Here is a 14,762-nt window from a genome sequence, read left to right as displayed (position 1 = left end):
GCGTGAAGGCTGTGCCCGATCTCCGGCAGCGCGCCGAGTTGTGTCACGGGCGTCCCGCCCGTGCGGGCGATCAGACCAACTGCCGGACGACCGTGAAACCCACGGCTGGCGCGCGCATCGCAATTGACGCGATCTCGGCAACTGACATGCCCTGCGTGAACACTCGCACGCGAGCAGGCCAAGGACATAACGATGAAGCTGCGGCAAGTCACCGTGATCCCGTTGACCGCGCCCTACGTTCGAGCCGACACGCCAGCGGATCATCCCGCCAACGGCGTGCGCAACTGCGTGTTTGTGAGAATTGACACGGAAGGCGGGCTTGTCGGCTGGGGCGAGGCGTACAGCGGGTGTTACGCCACCGAGGTCACGATCGCGGCGTTGCGGCGACTTCAGCGGGCGTTGCTCCAGTGCCGCAGCGATGACCCCGCCCAGATCATCCGCGAGGTTCGTTTTCGCAACCGCTACTGGGCGATGCGCGGAATCGGCGCCGCGGCGATCAGCGCCATCGAGTCGGCAGTGTACGACCTGTACGCGCAGCAACAGGGCAAACCGCTGTGGCAGGTGCTGGGTGGCGGGGGTGGCGGCGGGAAGGTGCTGGCATATGCCAGCGCGGGCGACAACAGCTTTTCCCCCGAGCAGATCTACGCGCAGGCCAGACGAGTACGCCAGCAGGGGTTCCGGGCGTACAAGCTTCGGTGCGGCGGCAGGCTGGATGAGGCTCCGGAGGATCGGCTGGCGCTGGATGTGGAGCGAGTCGCCGCCGCGCGCCAGGCCATGGGTCCGGACGCAGCCGTCTTTGTGGATGTCGGCGTGCCACAGCGGCCGCAGACCTGGTCGGTGCAGCGTGCCGAGCAGTATCTACGGGCGCTGTCGCCGTATCGGATCGGGTTCCTTGAAGAACCTGCAATGACCTACGACGTGAAGGGATACGCGGCGCTTCAGCGGTTGGGACTGGCGCCGATCGCCGGAGGAGAATCGTTTACCGATCCGGAGGAGTTTGCTCCTTTTTTCGAGGCACAAGCCCTGGGCGTGGCACAGCCCGATGCGGCGGTGGTCGGAGGACCGGCCAGCGCCGTTGAGGTCTGTCGCACGGCGCAGCAGTTGGGCGTGCCGGTCTGCCTGCATGCCTGGAGTGCAGGGGTGGGTATTGCCCAGAACCTTCACGCCGCATGGGCTGACGGCAAGGTCATGGCGATCGAGTGGCCGATCTCACAGCATCCTCCGCAGACCGAACCCTTGGCCGGGATGGTCCGATTCCAGGACGGATATCTGCTGGCCAGCACCAAGCCGGGCCTTGGTGTGGAGGTGAGCGACGAGCTGCTGAAGCGTTATCCCTATCGTGCGGACTGCGAGCGCGATTTCTGAGAGACATCCGATCTCGGTCTGGACAGTCTGGCGAGCCGGTAGCGAATCACTCAGCCGGCACGGGCACGGGCGTTCCTTTGCCGTCGGGTGCGCGCGGGGTCATGATCTGCATGGCCTGAGGCGAGGCGGGATCGACCCAGCCGCTGTCGCCGGTGAGGGGGGGCTTGACCTCTTCGGATCCGGGGATCAGTTGCCACGGTTCGATGGTGTCCTTGTCCTGGTATTGCGCGCGTACAGCGGGCTTGAGCCGTTCCAGATGCGAGACGAATTTCGTTTTTCCCCCATCGGCGGTCCAGACGTAGCAGCGATAGGCGGTTTTGCCCTGGTGCTGGAAGGGGACGATCCGATCGGCGCGGTCGGCGAACCAGGTCTTGCCGTCGTCGACGGTGTACCAGCTCTTGGCCACTCCGGAAGCAGCCGCCGGTGCCGCTTCGCTGCCTCTCATCCAGGAAAACGCGACGATCAACGCCGCCACGACCACAACCGCCACGACCCCCACAACCATGCCAGGCTTCTCATTGATCGTTTCACGAATACCCATTGGTGCACCAGTGAGCAACGAAGGGTTTGTGGCAGCGCCGCAGTCGACCATCGATTAGATGGGCGGATACTGCGCGCGAAGGCTGTTCCAGTCTTTGGCCGCCACTTTTCTGGAAAAGTCCTTGAAGTTGCCGGTTTCCAGGGCTCGCCAGAAGAAGTAGCAGTAGGCATCGACCCCGCCGGCGCCGCCGTAATACTGGCGTCCGACGGCGACTTCGTAATCATACCGGCTCAACTCGACGAACGAAGCGCTGCCATCCGACCAGCAGACATTCACGCCGTAAGGCTTGGGGAAATGCGGCCAGGCGTAGAAGATGTCCGCCGTCAGGGCAATTCTGCCTTTAAATCTCCCCAGCCTCAGATTCATGGTCTTGATGGTTTCTTCAACCGTGATGTATGGCGGCGCGGCCTGGTCGAAGATCCGATAGAGATAGCCGACGGATTTGCGATCGCGGCCTGTGCCGCCGGTGGCCTGTCCCCAGCCTTCCCATCCGGTTGGATAGGTGAATCGTTCTTCCCGCATGTCCGGGCAATAGAACGCCTGCGGGTCTTTGATGTATCCGCGGCGGACCAGATGCCCCAGCCCCAGCCAGCCACGATCCGTCATGCCGTAGGCGCCACCGCTGGCCCATCCCTGTTGTGCTTCGTAGTACCACAAGTACCAGGTCAACGAGGCGTTCATGCCCCCGGTGGGACTTCGGGGATCTCGAAGCAATGGCGGATAGCGTCCCTTGTTGTCAGTTGCATAGTTGTAAAGTGCCACAGCAAGCTGCCGCTGGTTGCTTAGACACTTGACTCTGCTGGCCGACATGCGTGCTGAGGAGAGCGTGGGCAGCAGCACACTGATCAACACGGCAATGATCCCGATGACCACCAGCAATTCGACCAGTGTAAAGGCGGCACGCGTGCGTGCGTGATGAGAATCCCGTCGTGAGTGAGCGGACGATCCGCGAGCGGGGCAAACGGACATGTCAGACCTCCTCGAGCGGTTTGGCGCCGCTGGCTTGCGGGGCGCGCCGAAGCGACGCATGGTCGATTTTGCGCCTCGGCCAGGTTTCCGCGCCGCCGACAACCGAGCTGAGATGCGAACGAACCGAGAAGCACGCGGCCGCAGGAAACTCAATAATTTTGAAAATTTATCGCTAATATGATTAACTGTCAAGAAAATCAATCCGCCAGAAGCCCCCGCGGCTGGCCCGATACGAATCGCCTCTTCAGCAGCAGACGAGCAGGAGTAGCAGGTCCATGTCCAACAAGATCCAGCGGCTACTGAGATCCGGCCAGCCGGCTTTCGGGGCGCAGCTTCGGCTTGGATGTCCGGCCATCGCGGAGCTGTTCAGCCTGGCGGGGTTTGACTGGCTCTCGATCGATTCGGAGCACGCACCCCAAACGCCGGTGGGGATTCAATTGCAGCTTCAGGCGATGGCGGCGGGCGGGGCCACCCCCATCGTACGTGTGCCCAAAAATGATCCAGACCTGATCCGGCTGTATCTGGACATGGGGGCGCAGGGCGTGCTGGTGCCGTTCATCGAGACGCCCGCCGACGCCGAGGCCGCTGTGCGCGCCTGTCGCTATCCTCCGCGGGGCATCCGCGGATTTGGGCCGGCGCGAGCGTATCAGTATGGACTGGACAGTTCCTACTTCGCCCGTGCCGACGACCAGATCCTCTTCATACCGATCATCGAAAGCGCCAAAGCCATTGAGAACATCGAGGCGATCTTCGCGGTGGACGGGGTGGAGACGTGCATGATCGGCCCGGCCGACCTGAGCCTCTCGCTGGGCGTGCCGCTGCTGACGCAACACGCGAAGGTGCAGCAGGCGATGCAGAAGGTGGTGTCGGCAGCCCGCAGCGCCGGCAAGTGGGCGGGAACGGCGCTGTGGGGCGACGCGAGCGACCCGGCCAACATCCGCAAGCACATCGACCAGGGGTTCGGCCTGCTGTTGTTGGGTGGTGATGAGTGGCTGCTGGCCGCCGCCTGCCAGCGGATTTCCGCGGCGATGAAACAAGCCAGAGCAAACAGGTCAACGTAGTGCCGCATAACCAATGCCGTGAGCCGAAGTTGCAATCTGGCATCGGTGTTGTGCCCACACCGTTTTGGTTGTATTCCCGATTGACAAGGCGCACGGGAGGTCTAGGCTATTCGGCTCAATGTGACCGCCGAGGTTCTGGAGCCCAGCCGGTTCCGGGACGCGGGGGACCCAGGGGTGTCGGGTGTGTAGTCTCCCGGCACCAGGGGCGAAGGGGCTGACAAAAGCCCCAGAGCACTTTCATGCTCCAGCCCGTCAGCTAACCCCGTAGGCAAGGGAAGGCTCGTGCAGCTTCCCGGACATGAAAGGGCACAACGTCGCGCTCACCCGGGAGTGAACCGTCGCGTTGCCGCGTCGGTGTCTGACAACACCCACTCCGCCAAGAGCCGTTCGCTGTGCGTTTTGAACCGCGCTGTCCGTCGGTACCTTGAAGGCGGCGGATGGGGTTACGCCGGTTCGCATCGCATTCGGTTTCTATGAACAACACTGGCAACGGGCGCGGGCGAATGCCCGCCGCCCTGGCGCTGCTTTCCAGTCAGCGCCCGCGGAACGTCGGCTGGCTTCAGTCGGCGGGGCTTCTGTTTGGCGACTGGGGCACCAGCCGCCTCTATGTGCTGGGGCTGGCGTTTTTGTTCGCCGGGCGGACCAGTTTCTGGCTGATCCTGGCGATGAGCGTGCTGATCCTGGCCGTGGGATGGGCGTATACGCAGATCTGCCGGATCTACCCCGACGGCGGCGGAGTGTACACGGCGGCCAAAAAGCGCAGCCGCACGCTGGCGGTCATCGGCGCGCTGCTGCTGTTCGCGGATTACACCGTCACCGCCTCGCTGAGCGCGCTGGAAGCGTTCCATTACTTCGGCCTGCCGCTGACGCGCCACGCGCAGGTGCAGCAGGCGCTGGAAAGCAGCGGCGACATCGTGGACGCCGGGCATGCGCTTCAGGTGCAATCCGCAGGCGGCGCCGAGTCGCACGCCGCGCAACTGCTCGCCTGGGATTCGCCCGGACTGTGGGCGATCATCGCCATCGGTCTGATCGGCATTTTCAACCTGATGGGTCCGAAGCACACCGGAGGGTTCGCGATCGCGGCGGCGGTGGGGATGGTGTTCATCACGCTGCTGATCACGAGCTTTGCCCTGCCGCAGGTGCCGTGGGCAGAGTTGTCGCTGCGGATCCCTCCGCTGGCCCAGACGCTGGAGAACCATCCGACCCAGTTATGGATCGCGTTCGTCTCGATCGTGCTGGCGCTGTCGGGAGTCGAAGCGATCGCGAACCTCACCGGCGTGATGCAGAAGCCCGTCGCCCATACGGCGCGCAGGGCAATCTGGACCGTCACCGGCGAAGTGGCAGTCTTCAACCTGCTGCTGGCGGTGGCGATGCTGGCGATCTACCCACTGGCGCGACAGGCGCACACCAACGACATGCTTGCATTCCTCAGCGCGCATTACGTGGGTCACTGGGCGGAGTGGGCGGTACGGATCCTCGGCGGGCTGCTGCTTCTCTCGGCCACCAACACCGCCATCACCGACATGATCTCCGTGCAGTATCTGATGGCCCGCGACGGCGAGCTGCCGCAGTTCATGCTGAAGCTGAATCGCTTCGGCGTGCCGTGGGCACCGGCGCTGCTCGCGGGGGCGGTGCCGGCGATCGTGCTGCTGCTCAGCCACGACCTGGAATCGCTGGCGGCGCTGTATGCGATCGGCGTGATCGGCGCCGTCGCCATCAACGTCACGCTCTGCTCGATCCACCCGCGCCTGCGCCGCCTGCGGCGAAAAGGGCCGATGCTGCTGCTTGGCGGTGTGTTGTTGGCGATCTGGGCGACGCTGGCGATCACGAAGCTGCATGCCCTGGCGTTCGTTGCCATCGTGATGGTCGTGGGCCTGACGGCGCGCAGCGCCACCAGGTGGCTTGCCCGCCGCGCGGGCGCGAAACCGACGCTGCTGGAGCAGGCGGTTCGCGAGCAGCTTCCCGCGGACGTGTGGACGCGAACGAAGCTGCTGGTCGGCACATACGGATCGGAGGCGTTGGCGCCGGCGGCGCTGCTGGAAGCACGCAACGCCGGCGCGGTGCTGGTCGTCTGCTTCATCCGCGAGGTTCATCTCTCGTACAAATATGGCAGCGAGCCGAAGCTGACGCTCCAGACGGACGTGGCGGCGCAGCGGACCTTTTCGCGATATCTGGAGCTGGCGCACGCCGCGGGTGTGCCCGTGTTGCCGGTCTACGACACCGGCGAGGATGCCGCCGAGCTGCTGGCGGAAAACGCGGCGATCTACGGATGCGCCAGGGTCCTGATCGGCACCAGCCGCCGCGGCGCCGTGTATCACCTGATCAAGGGGCACTTTCAGCGACGGCTGGAGTCGCTCCTGCCGGCGGAGATTGCGGTTCAGGTAATCCTGCCTGCGGCGGAATCAACCGAGCCGAAGCTGATACCGGCGACGGTGGGGGCCGATGGATGAGAAGGCATGGTCAGCGGCGGCGCGATTTACCGCACCGTCAACGCGACCAGCACCCACGCGCCGCAGCTCAGCAGCGCGAAGAGCAACGACGCGTTGAGCAGAGACATGGCGCGGTCAAAGCGCAGCGCCGCGGCCGGATTGCTGCTGAGCGATTGCAGATACCGCACGCGCTGGGCGATGCTGCCGTGCGTGAAGTTCCTGGCCGAGATCGGGATGTTGTTCACCATCGCGACGCGGTACAGAGCGGCGATAAAAGCCGCGGCGCCGTGAGGCTCCAGCGACGCCGATGCGTGCATCGAAGCGGGCGGATTCTCCAGTGCCTGCATCGTCCGGGCGGCAAACAGATCCGCCTGGCGCTCGAACGAGCGGCTCACGTACCCGAAGAGCATGAAAAAGCCCCCGATGCCCATGAACGCGACGGCGCCCTTGAGTGCATCCAGCGACGCCCAGGCGGGCAGGGGCAGGCGGTTGAGCTGCTCGTCGAGCAGTTGCCCCGGACCAAAGCAGGCCAGCAGCAGCGTCGCGAACAGCACCACGTACCATCCCATGTGCCAGTGCTTCACGTGGCCGATTTCATGCGCGAACACGGCCTGGATCTGCCGGTCGGTCATGGTCTCGATCAGCATGTCGGAAAGCAGGATGTAGCGCATGCGTCGGGTCAGCCCCATGACCGCGGCATTGCAGACGTAGTAATTGGTTTTCCACAAGAGGATTTCCCGATACTCCAGGCCGGTGCGGCGACACAACTCTTCCAGGCGTCTTCGCAGGGGCGAATCAGGCAGCGGCTCGGTATGCAGCACTCTTCGCAGGACTTCGGGCGCGAAGAAGACCACCAGTCCGATGGAAGCGAGCTGCACCCCCAGCTCGATCATCATGATCCTGGAAGTTGCCGGCACGGGGGAGCGCAGGTCCACGCGACCCCACTTCCACAATCCCAGCGATGCCAAATCATGCGCCAGAATGATCAGCGCCACCGGCACGACCGTGAACAACACCTGGAGCCGCACGTTGGCGGAAAAGTAGCTCCAGAAAGTCGGCGGAGAACGGACCGGCAAACCCTCGTTCAGGGCGATGATAGTGCTTTGCTCGCGCAGCGCCCGGTCGGCGGGAAACTGCGCCCACCACAGCGCCATCCAGGCCAGAAACGCCGGCAGCGTCCCCACGATCACGCCCGGCAGATCGACCGGCCAGCGGTCAATCGGCCCGAGCATTCGCGAGACCAGCTCACCCCATCCCAGCGCGAAGATCGCCACGCCGAACCACACAGGGATCAACAGACGGGCGACGAACATGGACTTGTGGAAACGCTGGAGGCTGCGATGCAGCGTTTCGCCGCGGACGTGCCGCGCCAGCACGCGGCTCCATAGTCCCATGAACAGGACAACCAGCAGCAGACCCGCGACAAACAGCCCTGCCCCCTGCGAGTAGCCCATTGGCCGCTGGAAGCTGGGCACTTGCGTGCGGCACATCCACAGGACGATGACCAGCAACAGCAGGATTCGCGACACGCTACAGGCTCTCCAGCAGCAGACCACCAGCGCAAGCACAGCCCCGAAAGTCGGGGCCTGTTAAGAGTATCGTCGGAAACGGGGCAAGTCGAGGATTCGGATTCTGCCGTCGTAACGGAAACGATGACGAATACGCCGCCGGGATGCTTACGCGACCGTATACACCCACCACCTGGCCTTGGGCCGCTTGCGATCCCGCGCCTGGCGGTCGCAGTAGATGGTCATCTTCAGGCCGGTGTCGGTGACGATTTCGTACCAATGCCGGCGGAGGTAGATTTCGACCCCGCCGCGCTCGCGACCGCTGGATTTCCACATCCGCAGCACGTGGCGGACGGTGTGTTCGCGATCGCGCCAGACGAATCGCCGCGGCAAACCCGGCTCGCCACGCGACATCAAGCTGGCATCGGCGGTACCGGGGATCGGCTCCAGCGGTTCGCAGATAAAATCACCGGTGGACATGCTCGCCTTCAGCCCCGATTATCTCACACCTGGCGGCAAGATGCGCGGCAAACTCGACCCGGACTGGTCGCGGATCATCGAGCAGTGGAAGGCGACGCAGAATGAGCTGCGCCGGCGGCTGATCGTCGCGCCCCTGCGGCCGCTGCCGCGGTTTGTCGCCGGCGTGGATGCGGCGTTCTCGGCGGATAAGACCGTCGTCTTTGCCGCCGCCGTCGTCTATGATCGATTGAAGCAGCAGATCGTCGAGGTCGTGCACGCCAGGCACCGGGCGGAGTTTCCCTATGTGCCGGGGTTTCTCAGCTTCCGCGAGGGGCCAGCCGTCCTGGCGGCCATCGGCAAACTGAAGCATCCGTTCGGCGTGATCTGTTTCGACGGGCAGGGCTACGCACATCCCCGCCGTTGCGGGCTTGCATCACACGTCTCGATCATGCTGGACATGCCGGGTGTGGGCGTGGCCAAGAGCCGGTTGATCGGAACCTATCACGACCCGCCCGCCGAGGCAGGTTCAACCGAGCCGCTGATGGATGGCCAGGAGCTGATCGGGATCGTTCTTCGCACGCGTGATAACACGCGTCCGCTGTTCGTCAGCATCGGGCATCGGGTGGATCTGGAATCGGCGCGGCAGCTCGTGCTGGCCTGCTGCACGCGATATCGCATTCCCGAGCCGACGCGGCAGGCGGATATCGAAGTCGGCAGGATGAAACGATCCGGCGGGTAAGCCGCGGCGGCGCGGCGTGCAAAACCACCAGGCCGCCGATACATCGCTCAGGTTGAGCCGGCCTGTCTCACCTGCTACGCTTAGGAAGGTTCCGGAGAGGTGTCCGAGTGGCCGAAGGAGCAGCACTGGAAATGCTGTATCGGGCTTAAACCCGATCGCGGGTTCGAATCCCGCCCTCTCCGTTATCCGGTTGCACATCAGAGTCGGGCCGACGATGCCACCCGAGCGATGGCCGCAGGAGCCTGGATTCCTCCAGGAGGCGATTCGATGGCGAGGCTGAGAGGCGCGGTCGTTACGCTCGTCGTCCTGGGTGCATGCTGCTGCGGCGCTGCGGGGCAAACTGCCAGGGAGATGATCGTTCTGACCAAAGATGGAAAGACGTCCTGGTCGATTGCGCTGGTGGGCGATCCGGCTTCGGGGTTCATCATGCAGCGCGCCAGCCAGGTCATCGCCGATATCATGGCCCGTTGGGGCGATGCCAGGCCGGCGGTCGAAGCAATCGACGACCCGGCGAAGCACCTGCCGCCCCGGCCGACGATCGTGCTGGCAACGCTGGAGCAGTTGCGACAGATGCTGCCCGGCGTGCAGGACAGCAACGAAGCCATCGGCCGTACGGCGTTCCTGGACGAGCAGGGCTTTGCCATCATTCCCCTTGACGACCATGGCGTTTCCAGGCTGTTGATTGTCTCCAGGTCTGCGCGCGGAGTTTACAACGGGGCACAGTATCTGGCCGATTTCCTCATCGACGGCCCCAGGTCCGAGCTTCGCACGCCCGCCAGAACGCTGATCCGCTCGCCATGGATGGCCGGCAGAGCGGTGTACCTGCTGACTATCTGGCGAAACGAGTGCCAGTACACCGCCGATGACTGGGCGAAGGTGTTTGACAGTTTTGCCCGCGATGGGATGGATCGCGTCTACTTCTGGATGTCCGGGCATTTTCCCAGTAGCAAGTTCCCGCAGACTTATAAGGTCGTGAACATGGACGGCCAGCAGATCTGCGATCGAACCGACCAGACGCGCATCGGAACGGTCCAGGATCTGCGGAGCATCATCGAACACGCACACAACAGGGGGTTGAGGCTGTACATCGGCGGCGGACTGGGCGGGTGGTGCGGCACTCGATTCATCACCAACTCGCAGCCGCAGACGATGAAGAGCGGGTCGGCGACTCATTCGCTGTGCCCTTCACATCCGCTGGTGCGTCAGAGCCTGATCGAGTACTACACGGAGATGTTCGACGCGCTGCCGCGGGCCGACGGGGTCTATATCGAGTCGGCCGACGAGGACGGCGCCTGCCAATGCCCCACCTGCAATCAGGTCATCGACGAGCATGGCAGCCGGCAGTTCGGCCAGGCGCAGTTGAGCCTGCTGCGCCAGATCGCCGCGTCTATCTGGCGGGCCCATCCGCACGCGCGCTTCGCCTACAGCATCGGGTACAGCGAGCATGCCAGGGAACCGGCCTACTACCAGCTCGTGCGTCAGATGAGCAGCGACCCCCGCTTCGAGTGGATGGAGGCTCGCGGCAGTTGGACATATCCGGGCCCTGGCGGAGTTGAACTGCCACCAAGCTCATTTTCGGCACAGGTGATGCGATGGCATCCGTATGAGGTCCTTCGGCTGGACGCGATGATCGAGATCGCCAACCGTGCCGCCAGGACTGGTTTTTACGGCATGATCGCCGACTTTTCACCCGGTTTCGATTCAGGGTCTTTTTATGAGCAGATCCCGTTTCCAACCGACCTGTTGCCGTACGTGCTGACCGGGTTCATGTTCCGCGAAGTCACGTGGAATCCCACCCTGACCGATGAGCAGGCACGTCAGCTCGTGCGGGATCGGTTTTTCGGCGCAGAAGCGCCGGAACTGCTGGTGCAGGATCTGCTGAGCTTGCGGGAGCTGATGCGTGAGTTGCGTGAGCATCGTCCCTCGGATGTCGAAGCCACGGCCAAAGCCCTCAAGACGCTTGATCTGATCCAACAGCGAATCGATCGGACACGATCCTGCGCCTGGCCCAAGACGGTGGATACGCTGAATCTGATGCAGCGGGCGATCGATGATGCGCGTGCACACGTTTCCCGCTGAGATTTCCCGCCGACGATGCCACGCAAACTCCATGGGTTGTGGCTGGCTCGGCAAATGATCATCCGTTTGATAGGCTTTGCGCTGGGCATGATCAGTTGATCCGGACGGGCGGATGAAAGAGCTATCTTCAAGGGCAACGGGTTCGCCGGCGCGAAAGGCCGAAGTGCTGGTCGGGTGGATGGACTCGCTGGCAGACCGGACGCGGCTGCGGCTGCTGCGGCTGCTGGAGCGACATGAGCTTGGCGTGGCGGAACTTTGCGAAGTCCTGCAACTGCCGCAATCCACCGTCAGCCGGCATCTGAAGCTGCTGCGCGATCAGGGGTGGGTGCGCAGCCGCCGCAGCGGAACCACCCATCTGTACCGGATGATCCTGGACGAATTGGAGCCTGCGGCGCGGAAGCTGTGGCTGCTGGCACGCGAGCAGACCGAGCAGTGGGCGACGGTGCGCCAGGATGAGCTGCGGCTCCAGCGGCGGCTGCGGCAGCGTGCCGGCGGCGCCGAGGCCTTCTTCGCAGGCGCCGCGGCCAGATGGGACAAGCTGCGTCGCCAGTTCTACGGCGAATCGTTCACCACCTCGGCGCTTTTGGCGCTGATTCCCCGACACTACACGGTTGCCGACCTTGGCTGCGGGACCGGGCAGGTCGCCGCCGCCCTGGCCAGGCACGTCAAGCACGTCATCGGCGTGGACAGCTCCGGGGCGATGCTGCGCGCCGCGCGGCGGCGGCTGGCCGATCAGCCCAATGTCGCGCTGCTTCGCGCTGACCTTGGCGCGATCCCGCTGGCAGACCAGAGCTGCGACGCGGCGATGCTGATCCTGGTGCTCAGCTACATCCCTGAGATCGCGCCGGTGCTGTCACAGGCCAGGCGTATCCTCAAGCCTCGCGGGCGGCTGGTGATCGTGGACCTGTTGCCCCACGATCGCGACGATTTCCGCCGGCAGATGGGGCAGGTGCATGCCGGCCTGGCCCCGGAGTTCATCCAAAGGCAGCTTTGCCAGGCCGGCTTCAGCGACGTGCAGGTCCAGCCGCTGTCGCCGGAGCCCAGTGCCACGGGCCCGGCGCTGTTTCTGGCCACGGCGCGGCGGTAGTCTGGCGGCCGCAGGCAGCGGCGGCGTGCCCGTGATCGCTTGCCGTGCGGTCAATCTCCCATGTTTTTCGAGGAATCTGCGATGATGTCCGGCTTTGCCACCAATCCAATGGTGTTGATCGGCTTTGGGGTGTTCGTCGGGGTGTTTTCCGGCCTGATGGGGCTGGGAGGCGGCGCGATCATGATCCCGATCATGGTCCTGGCACTGGGCTTGTCGCAGACACAGGCGCACGGGATGAGCCTGGCGGTGATGATCCCGCCGGTGACGCTGCCGGCGGTCATTCGCTACTACCAGGAAGGCGCGCTCAGCAGAAAAGAGCTGATCATGGCGCTGACGATTGCCGTCGGGTTTGCCGCTGGCTCGTACTTTGGCGGGTGGCTGGCCAACGCCATCGGCAAGGCCAGCCAGGACCATCTGAAGCTGGTGTTCGGGTTCATGCTCACCTACGTGGCCGGGTACACGGTTTTCAGTGCGGTCAACCGCGAGGCCGTGGGACGTAACGTGTTGCTGGCGGGGCTGGTGCTGGTGTTGTGCGTGGGGGTGTTCGTGCTGGCCAAATGGTTGAACGGCGCCGCCGGTGCAACCCCGCCTGCCACGGTTCAGCCGGCGCCGTTTGTGGAAAGCTAAAGCGATTTGGAAAAAATAGAAGCCCGGGGAGCTTGCTCCCCGGGCTTCCAGAAGGATTGGCAACTGCCTTGGCCGTGTGTGGCCCAAACTGGTTCGCGGCGTTAGAAGTTGAAGCCGATACCCAGCGAGTAGACCCACACGCCATCGCCAAAGCTCTCTTCCAGCAGGAAGTCATACCCGACCTGTCCGAAGACGAAGGTCGTGGTGTTGACGTAGTACTTCAAACCGGCTTCGAGCCCGGCGATCCAGGAGTCGTCAGTCAGGTCGCCATAGCGGTAGCCGATGTTTGCACCGGCATACGGTCGCCAATCATCCGAGAGGGCGAAGTTGTAGGCGGCACCGACACGGGTGGAGCCATCCCACGTCGAGTCAGTCCCCTCAGCATCGGCATAGCTGATGGCCTGACGCAGGTACAGCTCCAGGTTCTCGACAGCGTAGTAGCCCAACTCGCCCTCGGCACCGAAGCTGGTGGCCTCGAAGTCAGTATCGCTGCCACCAGTACCGCTGAGCGTCAGCTCCCAGTCCCGCGCCTGAGGCACGGCCATGGCCAGCGTCGGCAGCAAAGCGATCGTGCCGACAACGATGAGTTTACGCAACATGCGTGGGTCCTTTCCCTGTGCGTTCCGAACCGAACGGTTCATGCCAAGCTGAGTGCCGTGGTCCGGAGCGTACGGTTGATTAAGCTGATCCTGCCCGGAAACGGGATCGGTCTTGGCCCCGAAGGTTCCCGTCGGGCTGACGTTTGTGAAGCTGTGGTGGAGCGGCGTCCACAGCCGCCCCGCAAGTCCGATACAATCCTAGGCCCGGACTCACAGACAGCACAATCGGCAAAACTGCCATATCCTGTCCACAAGACCGGTCGGGAATCAAGTGCGTTAGGTTCTGGCGACACGTCCGTTGATCGCCGAGTCGCGCCGCATGCCCTCCGTAATTTTCCATAAACCATGAATGATCAGGAATTTACATGGACAACCGCATTGCGGAAGATCGCCGAACCTTGTCCTGGCTGCGACAGTTTGCCACACCCGCCGGGCATCCGCGACCACGCAGGATGCTCCAGCAGCGTAAGAAAACGCTCCGGATGGGGCATCAGCCCAAAGACCAGGCCGCTTGGATCGCAGACTCCGGCGATGTCATCCACACTGCCGTTGGGATTGTCAGGAAAGGCCCCGCCAGCGGGCGTCCCATCGGCCCGGGCGTAGACCAGGGCCACCAGATCGTTGTCCCAAAGGGCCTGGCGGACAGCCGCATCACGCGGCACAAACTTGCCCTCGCCATGCGCCACGGGCAACTCGATCGGATCGCGCAGTCCGGCGGTCCAGATGCATCGGCGGCTGCGCGGCGCCAGCCGAACCCACCGATCGACGAATCGCCCGCAGTCGTTGTAGGTAAGCGTGCACAGTTGCTGCCTGCCGCCCTCCAGCTTCAATCCCGGAAGAAGATCCGTCTTCACCAGCACCTGGAATCCGTTGCAGATCCCGATGATCGGCTTACCCGCGGCAACAAAGTCGTGCAGGGCATCGTGCAGATGATGCATGATCTGGTTGGCGAAGATTCGCCCGGCGGCGATGTCATCGCCGTAGCTGAAGCCGCCGGGAATCGCCAGAATCTGGTATTGGTCCAGCAATCGTGGATTCTCCAGCAGGCGGTTGAGGTGCAGGCTGACGCTGATGGCGCCGGCCAGCTCGAAGGCATGAGCCGTCTCGCGGTCACAGTTGGTGCCGGCGGTGCGGAGGATCAGGGCACGGGGCTTTGCGGGACTGTTCATCGCTGCCCAAGTGTAGCAGCCACTCGGTCGTTGCCAAACGCATCGACTTGATCGTTGCCAAACGCCCCCTCGACACGCATAATGATGGCCACGTGACGATCACAGATGGCGTGGTCGTCGGCGTGCTTGC

At 63.8% G+C, this 14,762-nt stretch carries 13 protein-coding genes, 1 tRNA gene and 1 riboswitch; of the genes, 8 read left to right on the top strand and 6 right to left on the bottom strand.

What is annotated here, in order from left to right:
- The first annotated feature begins 192 nt into the window (after nt 1-192).
- The gene (locus tag ACQS5P_RS06260) at nt 193-1,365 is read left to right on the top strand and encodes a mandelate racemase/muconate lactonizing enzyme family protein (RefSeq protein ID WP_428940047.1); all 1,173 of its coding nucleotides are present in this window, start codon (nt 193-195) and stop codon (nt 1,363-1,365) included.
- 46 nt (nt 1,366-1,411) lie between these two features.
- Here the strand turns inward: ACQS5P_RS06260 and ACQS5P_RS06255 are convergent, their stop codons facing one another.
- Both ACQS5P_RS06255 and ACQS5P_RS06250 read right to left on the bottom strand, forming a co-directional pair.
- Nucleotides 1,412-1,906 (bottom strand): hypothetical protein, encoded by a 495-nt coding sequence (locus ACQS5P_RS06255; protein ID WP_428940046.1) that lies wholly within the window; start codon nt 1,904-1,906, stop codon nt 1,412-1,414.
- A 54-nt stretch (nt 1,907-1,960) separates the two neighbouring features.
- The gene (locus ACQS5P_RS06250; protein ID WP_428940045.1) at nt 1,961-2,875 is read right to left on the bottom strand and encodes a type II secretion system protein; all 915 of its coding nucleotides are present in this window, start codon (nt 2,873-2,875) and stop codon (nt 1,961-1,963) included.
- Between the two features lie 275 nt (nt 2,876-3,150).
- Between ACQS5P_RS06250 and ACQS5P_RS06245 the strand changes: the two genes are divergently transcribed.
- Both ACQS5P_RS06245 and ACQS5P_RS06240 read left to right on the top strand, forming a co-directional pair.
- Complete coding sequence (locus ACQS5P_RS06245) at nt 3,151-3,936, top strand: HpcH/HpaI aldolase family protein (protein WP_428940044.1); 786 nt, start codon at nt 3,151-3,153, stop codon at nt 3,934-3,936.
- Nucleotides 3,937-4,051: 115 nt separating this feature from the next.
- Nucleotides 4,052-4,218, top strand: a riboswitch (cyclic di-AMP (ydaO/yuaA leader).
- A gap of 191 nt (nt 4,219-4,409) precedes the next feature.
- Nucleotides 4,410-6,386 carry an APC family permease gene (locus tag ACQS5P_RS06240; protein WP_428940043.1) on the top strand — a complete coding sequence of 659 codons (1,977 nt, stop codon included), beginning with the start codon at nt 4,410-4,412 and terminating at the stop codon, nt 6,384-6,386.
- A gap of 26 nt (nt 6,387-6,412) precedes the next feature.
- Here the strand turns inward: ACQS5P_RS06240 and ACQS5P_RS06235 are convergent, their stop codons facing one another.
- Nucleotides 6,413-7,894, bottom strand: a complete 1,482-nt coding sequence (locus ACQS5P_RS06235; RefSeq protein WP_428940042.1) for a M48 family metallopeptidase — start codon at nt 7,892-7,894, stop codon at nt 6,413-6,415.
- A gap of 147 nt (nt 7,895-8,041) precedes the next feature.
- Nucleotides 8,042-8,353: a DUF6504 family protein gene (locus ACQS5P_RS06230; RefSeq protein ID WP_428940041.1), complete on the bottom strand. Its 312-nt coding sequence runs from the start codon at nt 8,351-8,353 to the stop codon at nt 8,042-8,044.
- On the opposite strand from ACQS5P_RS06230, the gene ACQS5P_RS06225 reads away from it, so the two are divergent.
- From ACQS5P_RS06225 to ACQS5P_RS06205, 5 genes are all read left to right on the top strand, one after another.
- On the top strand, nt 8,352-9,071 hold the full coding sequence (locus tag ACQS5P_RS06225; RefSeq protein ID WP_428940040.1) for an endonuclease V: 720 nt from the start codon (nt 8,352-8,354) through the stop codon (nt 9,069-9,071). The genes ACQS5P_RS06230 and ACQS5P_RS06225 overlap by 2 nt on opposite strands.
- A 93-nt stretch (nt 9,072-9,164) precedes the next feature.
- A tRNA-Ser gene (locus tag ACQS5P_RS06220) sits at nt 9,165-9,253 on the top strand.
- A gap of 85 nt (nt 9,254-9,338) precedes the next feature.
- Nucleotides 9,339-11,150 (top strand): DUF4838 domain-containing protein, encoded by a 1,812-nt coding sequence (locus tag ACQS5P_RS06215; protein WP_428940039.1) that lies wholly within the window; start codon nt 9,339-9,341, stop codon nt 11,148-11,150.
- Nucleotides 11,151-11,262: 112 nt separating this feature from the next.
- Nucleotides 11,263-12,237 (top strand): ArsR/SmtB family transcription factor, encoded by a 975-nt coding sequence (locus ACQS5P_RS06210; RefSeq protein WP_428940038.1) that lies wholly within the window; start codon nt 11,263-11,265, stop codon nt 12,235-12,237.
- An 81-nt stretch (nt 12,238-12,318) separates the two neighbouring features.
- Nucleotides 12,319-12,864 carry a sulfite exporter TauE/SafE family protein gene (locus ACQS5P_RS06205; protein WP_428940037.1) on the top strand — a complete coding sequence of 182 codons (546 nt, stop codon included), beginning with the start codon at nt 12,319-12,321 and terminating at the stop codon, nt 12,862-12,864.
- Nucleotides 12,865-12,965: 101 nt separating this feature from the next.
- On the opposite strand, the gene ACQS5P_RS06200 is transcribed toward ACQS5P_RS06205, so the two are convergent.
- Complete coding sequence (locus tag ACQS5P_RS06200; RefSeq protein ID WP_428940036.1) at nt 12,966-13,463, bottom strand: outer membrane beta-barrel protein; 498 nt, start codon at nt 13,461-13,463, stop codon at nt 12,966-12,968.
- Nucleotides 13,464-13,816: 353 nt separating this feature from the next.
- Nucleotides 13,817-14,632, bottom strand: coding sequence for a phosphoribosylformylglycinamidine synthase I (purQ, locus tag ACQS5P_RS06195; protein ID WP_428940035.1), 816 nt, complete (start codon nt 14,630-14,632; stop codon nt 13,817-13,819).
- Nucleotides 14,633-14,762: the final 130 nt, after the last annotated feature.

The sequence above is a fragment of the Fontivita pretiosa genome (assembly GCF_050410795.1).
GTDB lineage: Bacteria > Planctomycetota > Phycisphaerae > Tepidisphaerales > Tepidisphaeraceae > Fontivita > Fontivita pretiosa.
This window is presented reverse-complemented; position numbering and strand designations above follow the sequence as displayed.

Bases quoted from the DNA above. Each gene is read 5' to 3' on its own strand.
- ACQS5P_RS06260 (WP_428940047.1), top strand. From the start codon at position 193: ATGAAGCTGCGGCAAGTCACCGTGATCCCGTTGACCGCGCCCTACGTT.
- ACQS5P_RS06255 (WP_428940046.1), bottom strand. From the start codon at position 1,906: ATGGGTATTCGTGAAACGATCAATGAGAAGCCTGGCATGGTTGTGGGG.
- ACQS5P_RS06250 (WP_428940045.1), bottom strand. From the start codon at position 2,875: ATGTCCGTTTGCCCCGCTCGCGGATCGTCCGCTCACTCACGACGGGAT.
- ACQS5P_RS06245 (WP_428940044.1), top strand. From the start codon at position 3,151: ATGTCCAACAAGATCCAGCGGCTACTGAGATCCGGCCAGCCGGCTTTC.
- ACQS5P_RS06240 (WP_428940043.1), top strand. From the start codon at position 4,410: ATGAACAACACTGGCAACGGGCGCGGGCGAATGCCCGCCGCCCTGGCG.
- ACQS5P_RS06225 (WP_428940040.1), top strand. From the start codon at position 8,352: ATGCTCGCCTTCAGCCCCGATTATCTCACACCTGGCGGCAAGATGCGC.
- ACQS5P_RS06230 (WP_428940041.1), bottom strand. From the start codon at position 8,353: ATGTCCACCGGTGATTTTATCTGCGAACCGCTGGAGCCGATCCCCGGT.
- ACQS5P_RS06215 (WP_428940039.1), top strand. From the start codon at position 9,339: ATGGCGAGGCTGAGAGGCGCGGTCGTTACGCTCGTCGTCCTGGGTGCA.
- ACQS5P_RS06210 (WP_428940038.1), top strand. From the start codon at position 11,263: ATGAAAGAGCTATCTTCAAGGGCAACGGGTTCGCCGGCGCGAAAGGCC.
- ACQS5P_RS06205 (WP_428940037.1), top strand. From the start codon at position 12,319: ATGATGTCCGGCTTTGCCACCAATCCAATGGTGTTGATCGGCTTTGGG.
- ACQS5P_RS06200 (WP_428940036.1), bottom strand. From the start codon at position 13,463: ATGTTGCGTAAACTCATCGTTGTCGGCACGATCGCTTTGCTGCCGACG.
- purQ (WP_428940035.1), bottom strand. From the start codon at position 14,632: ATGAACAGTCCCGCAAAGCCCCGTGCCCTGATCCTCCGCACCGCCGGC.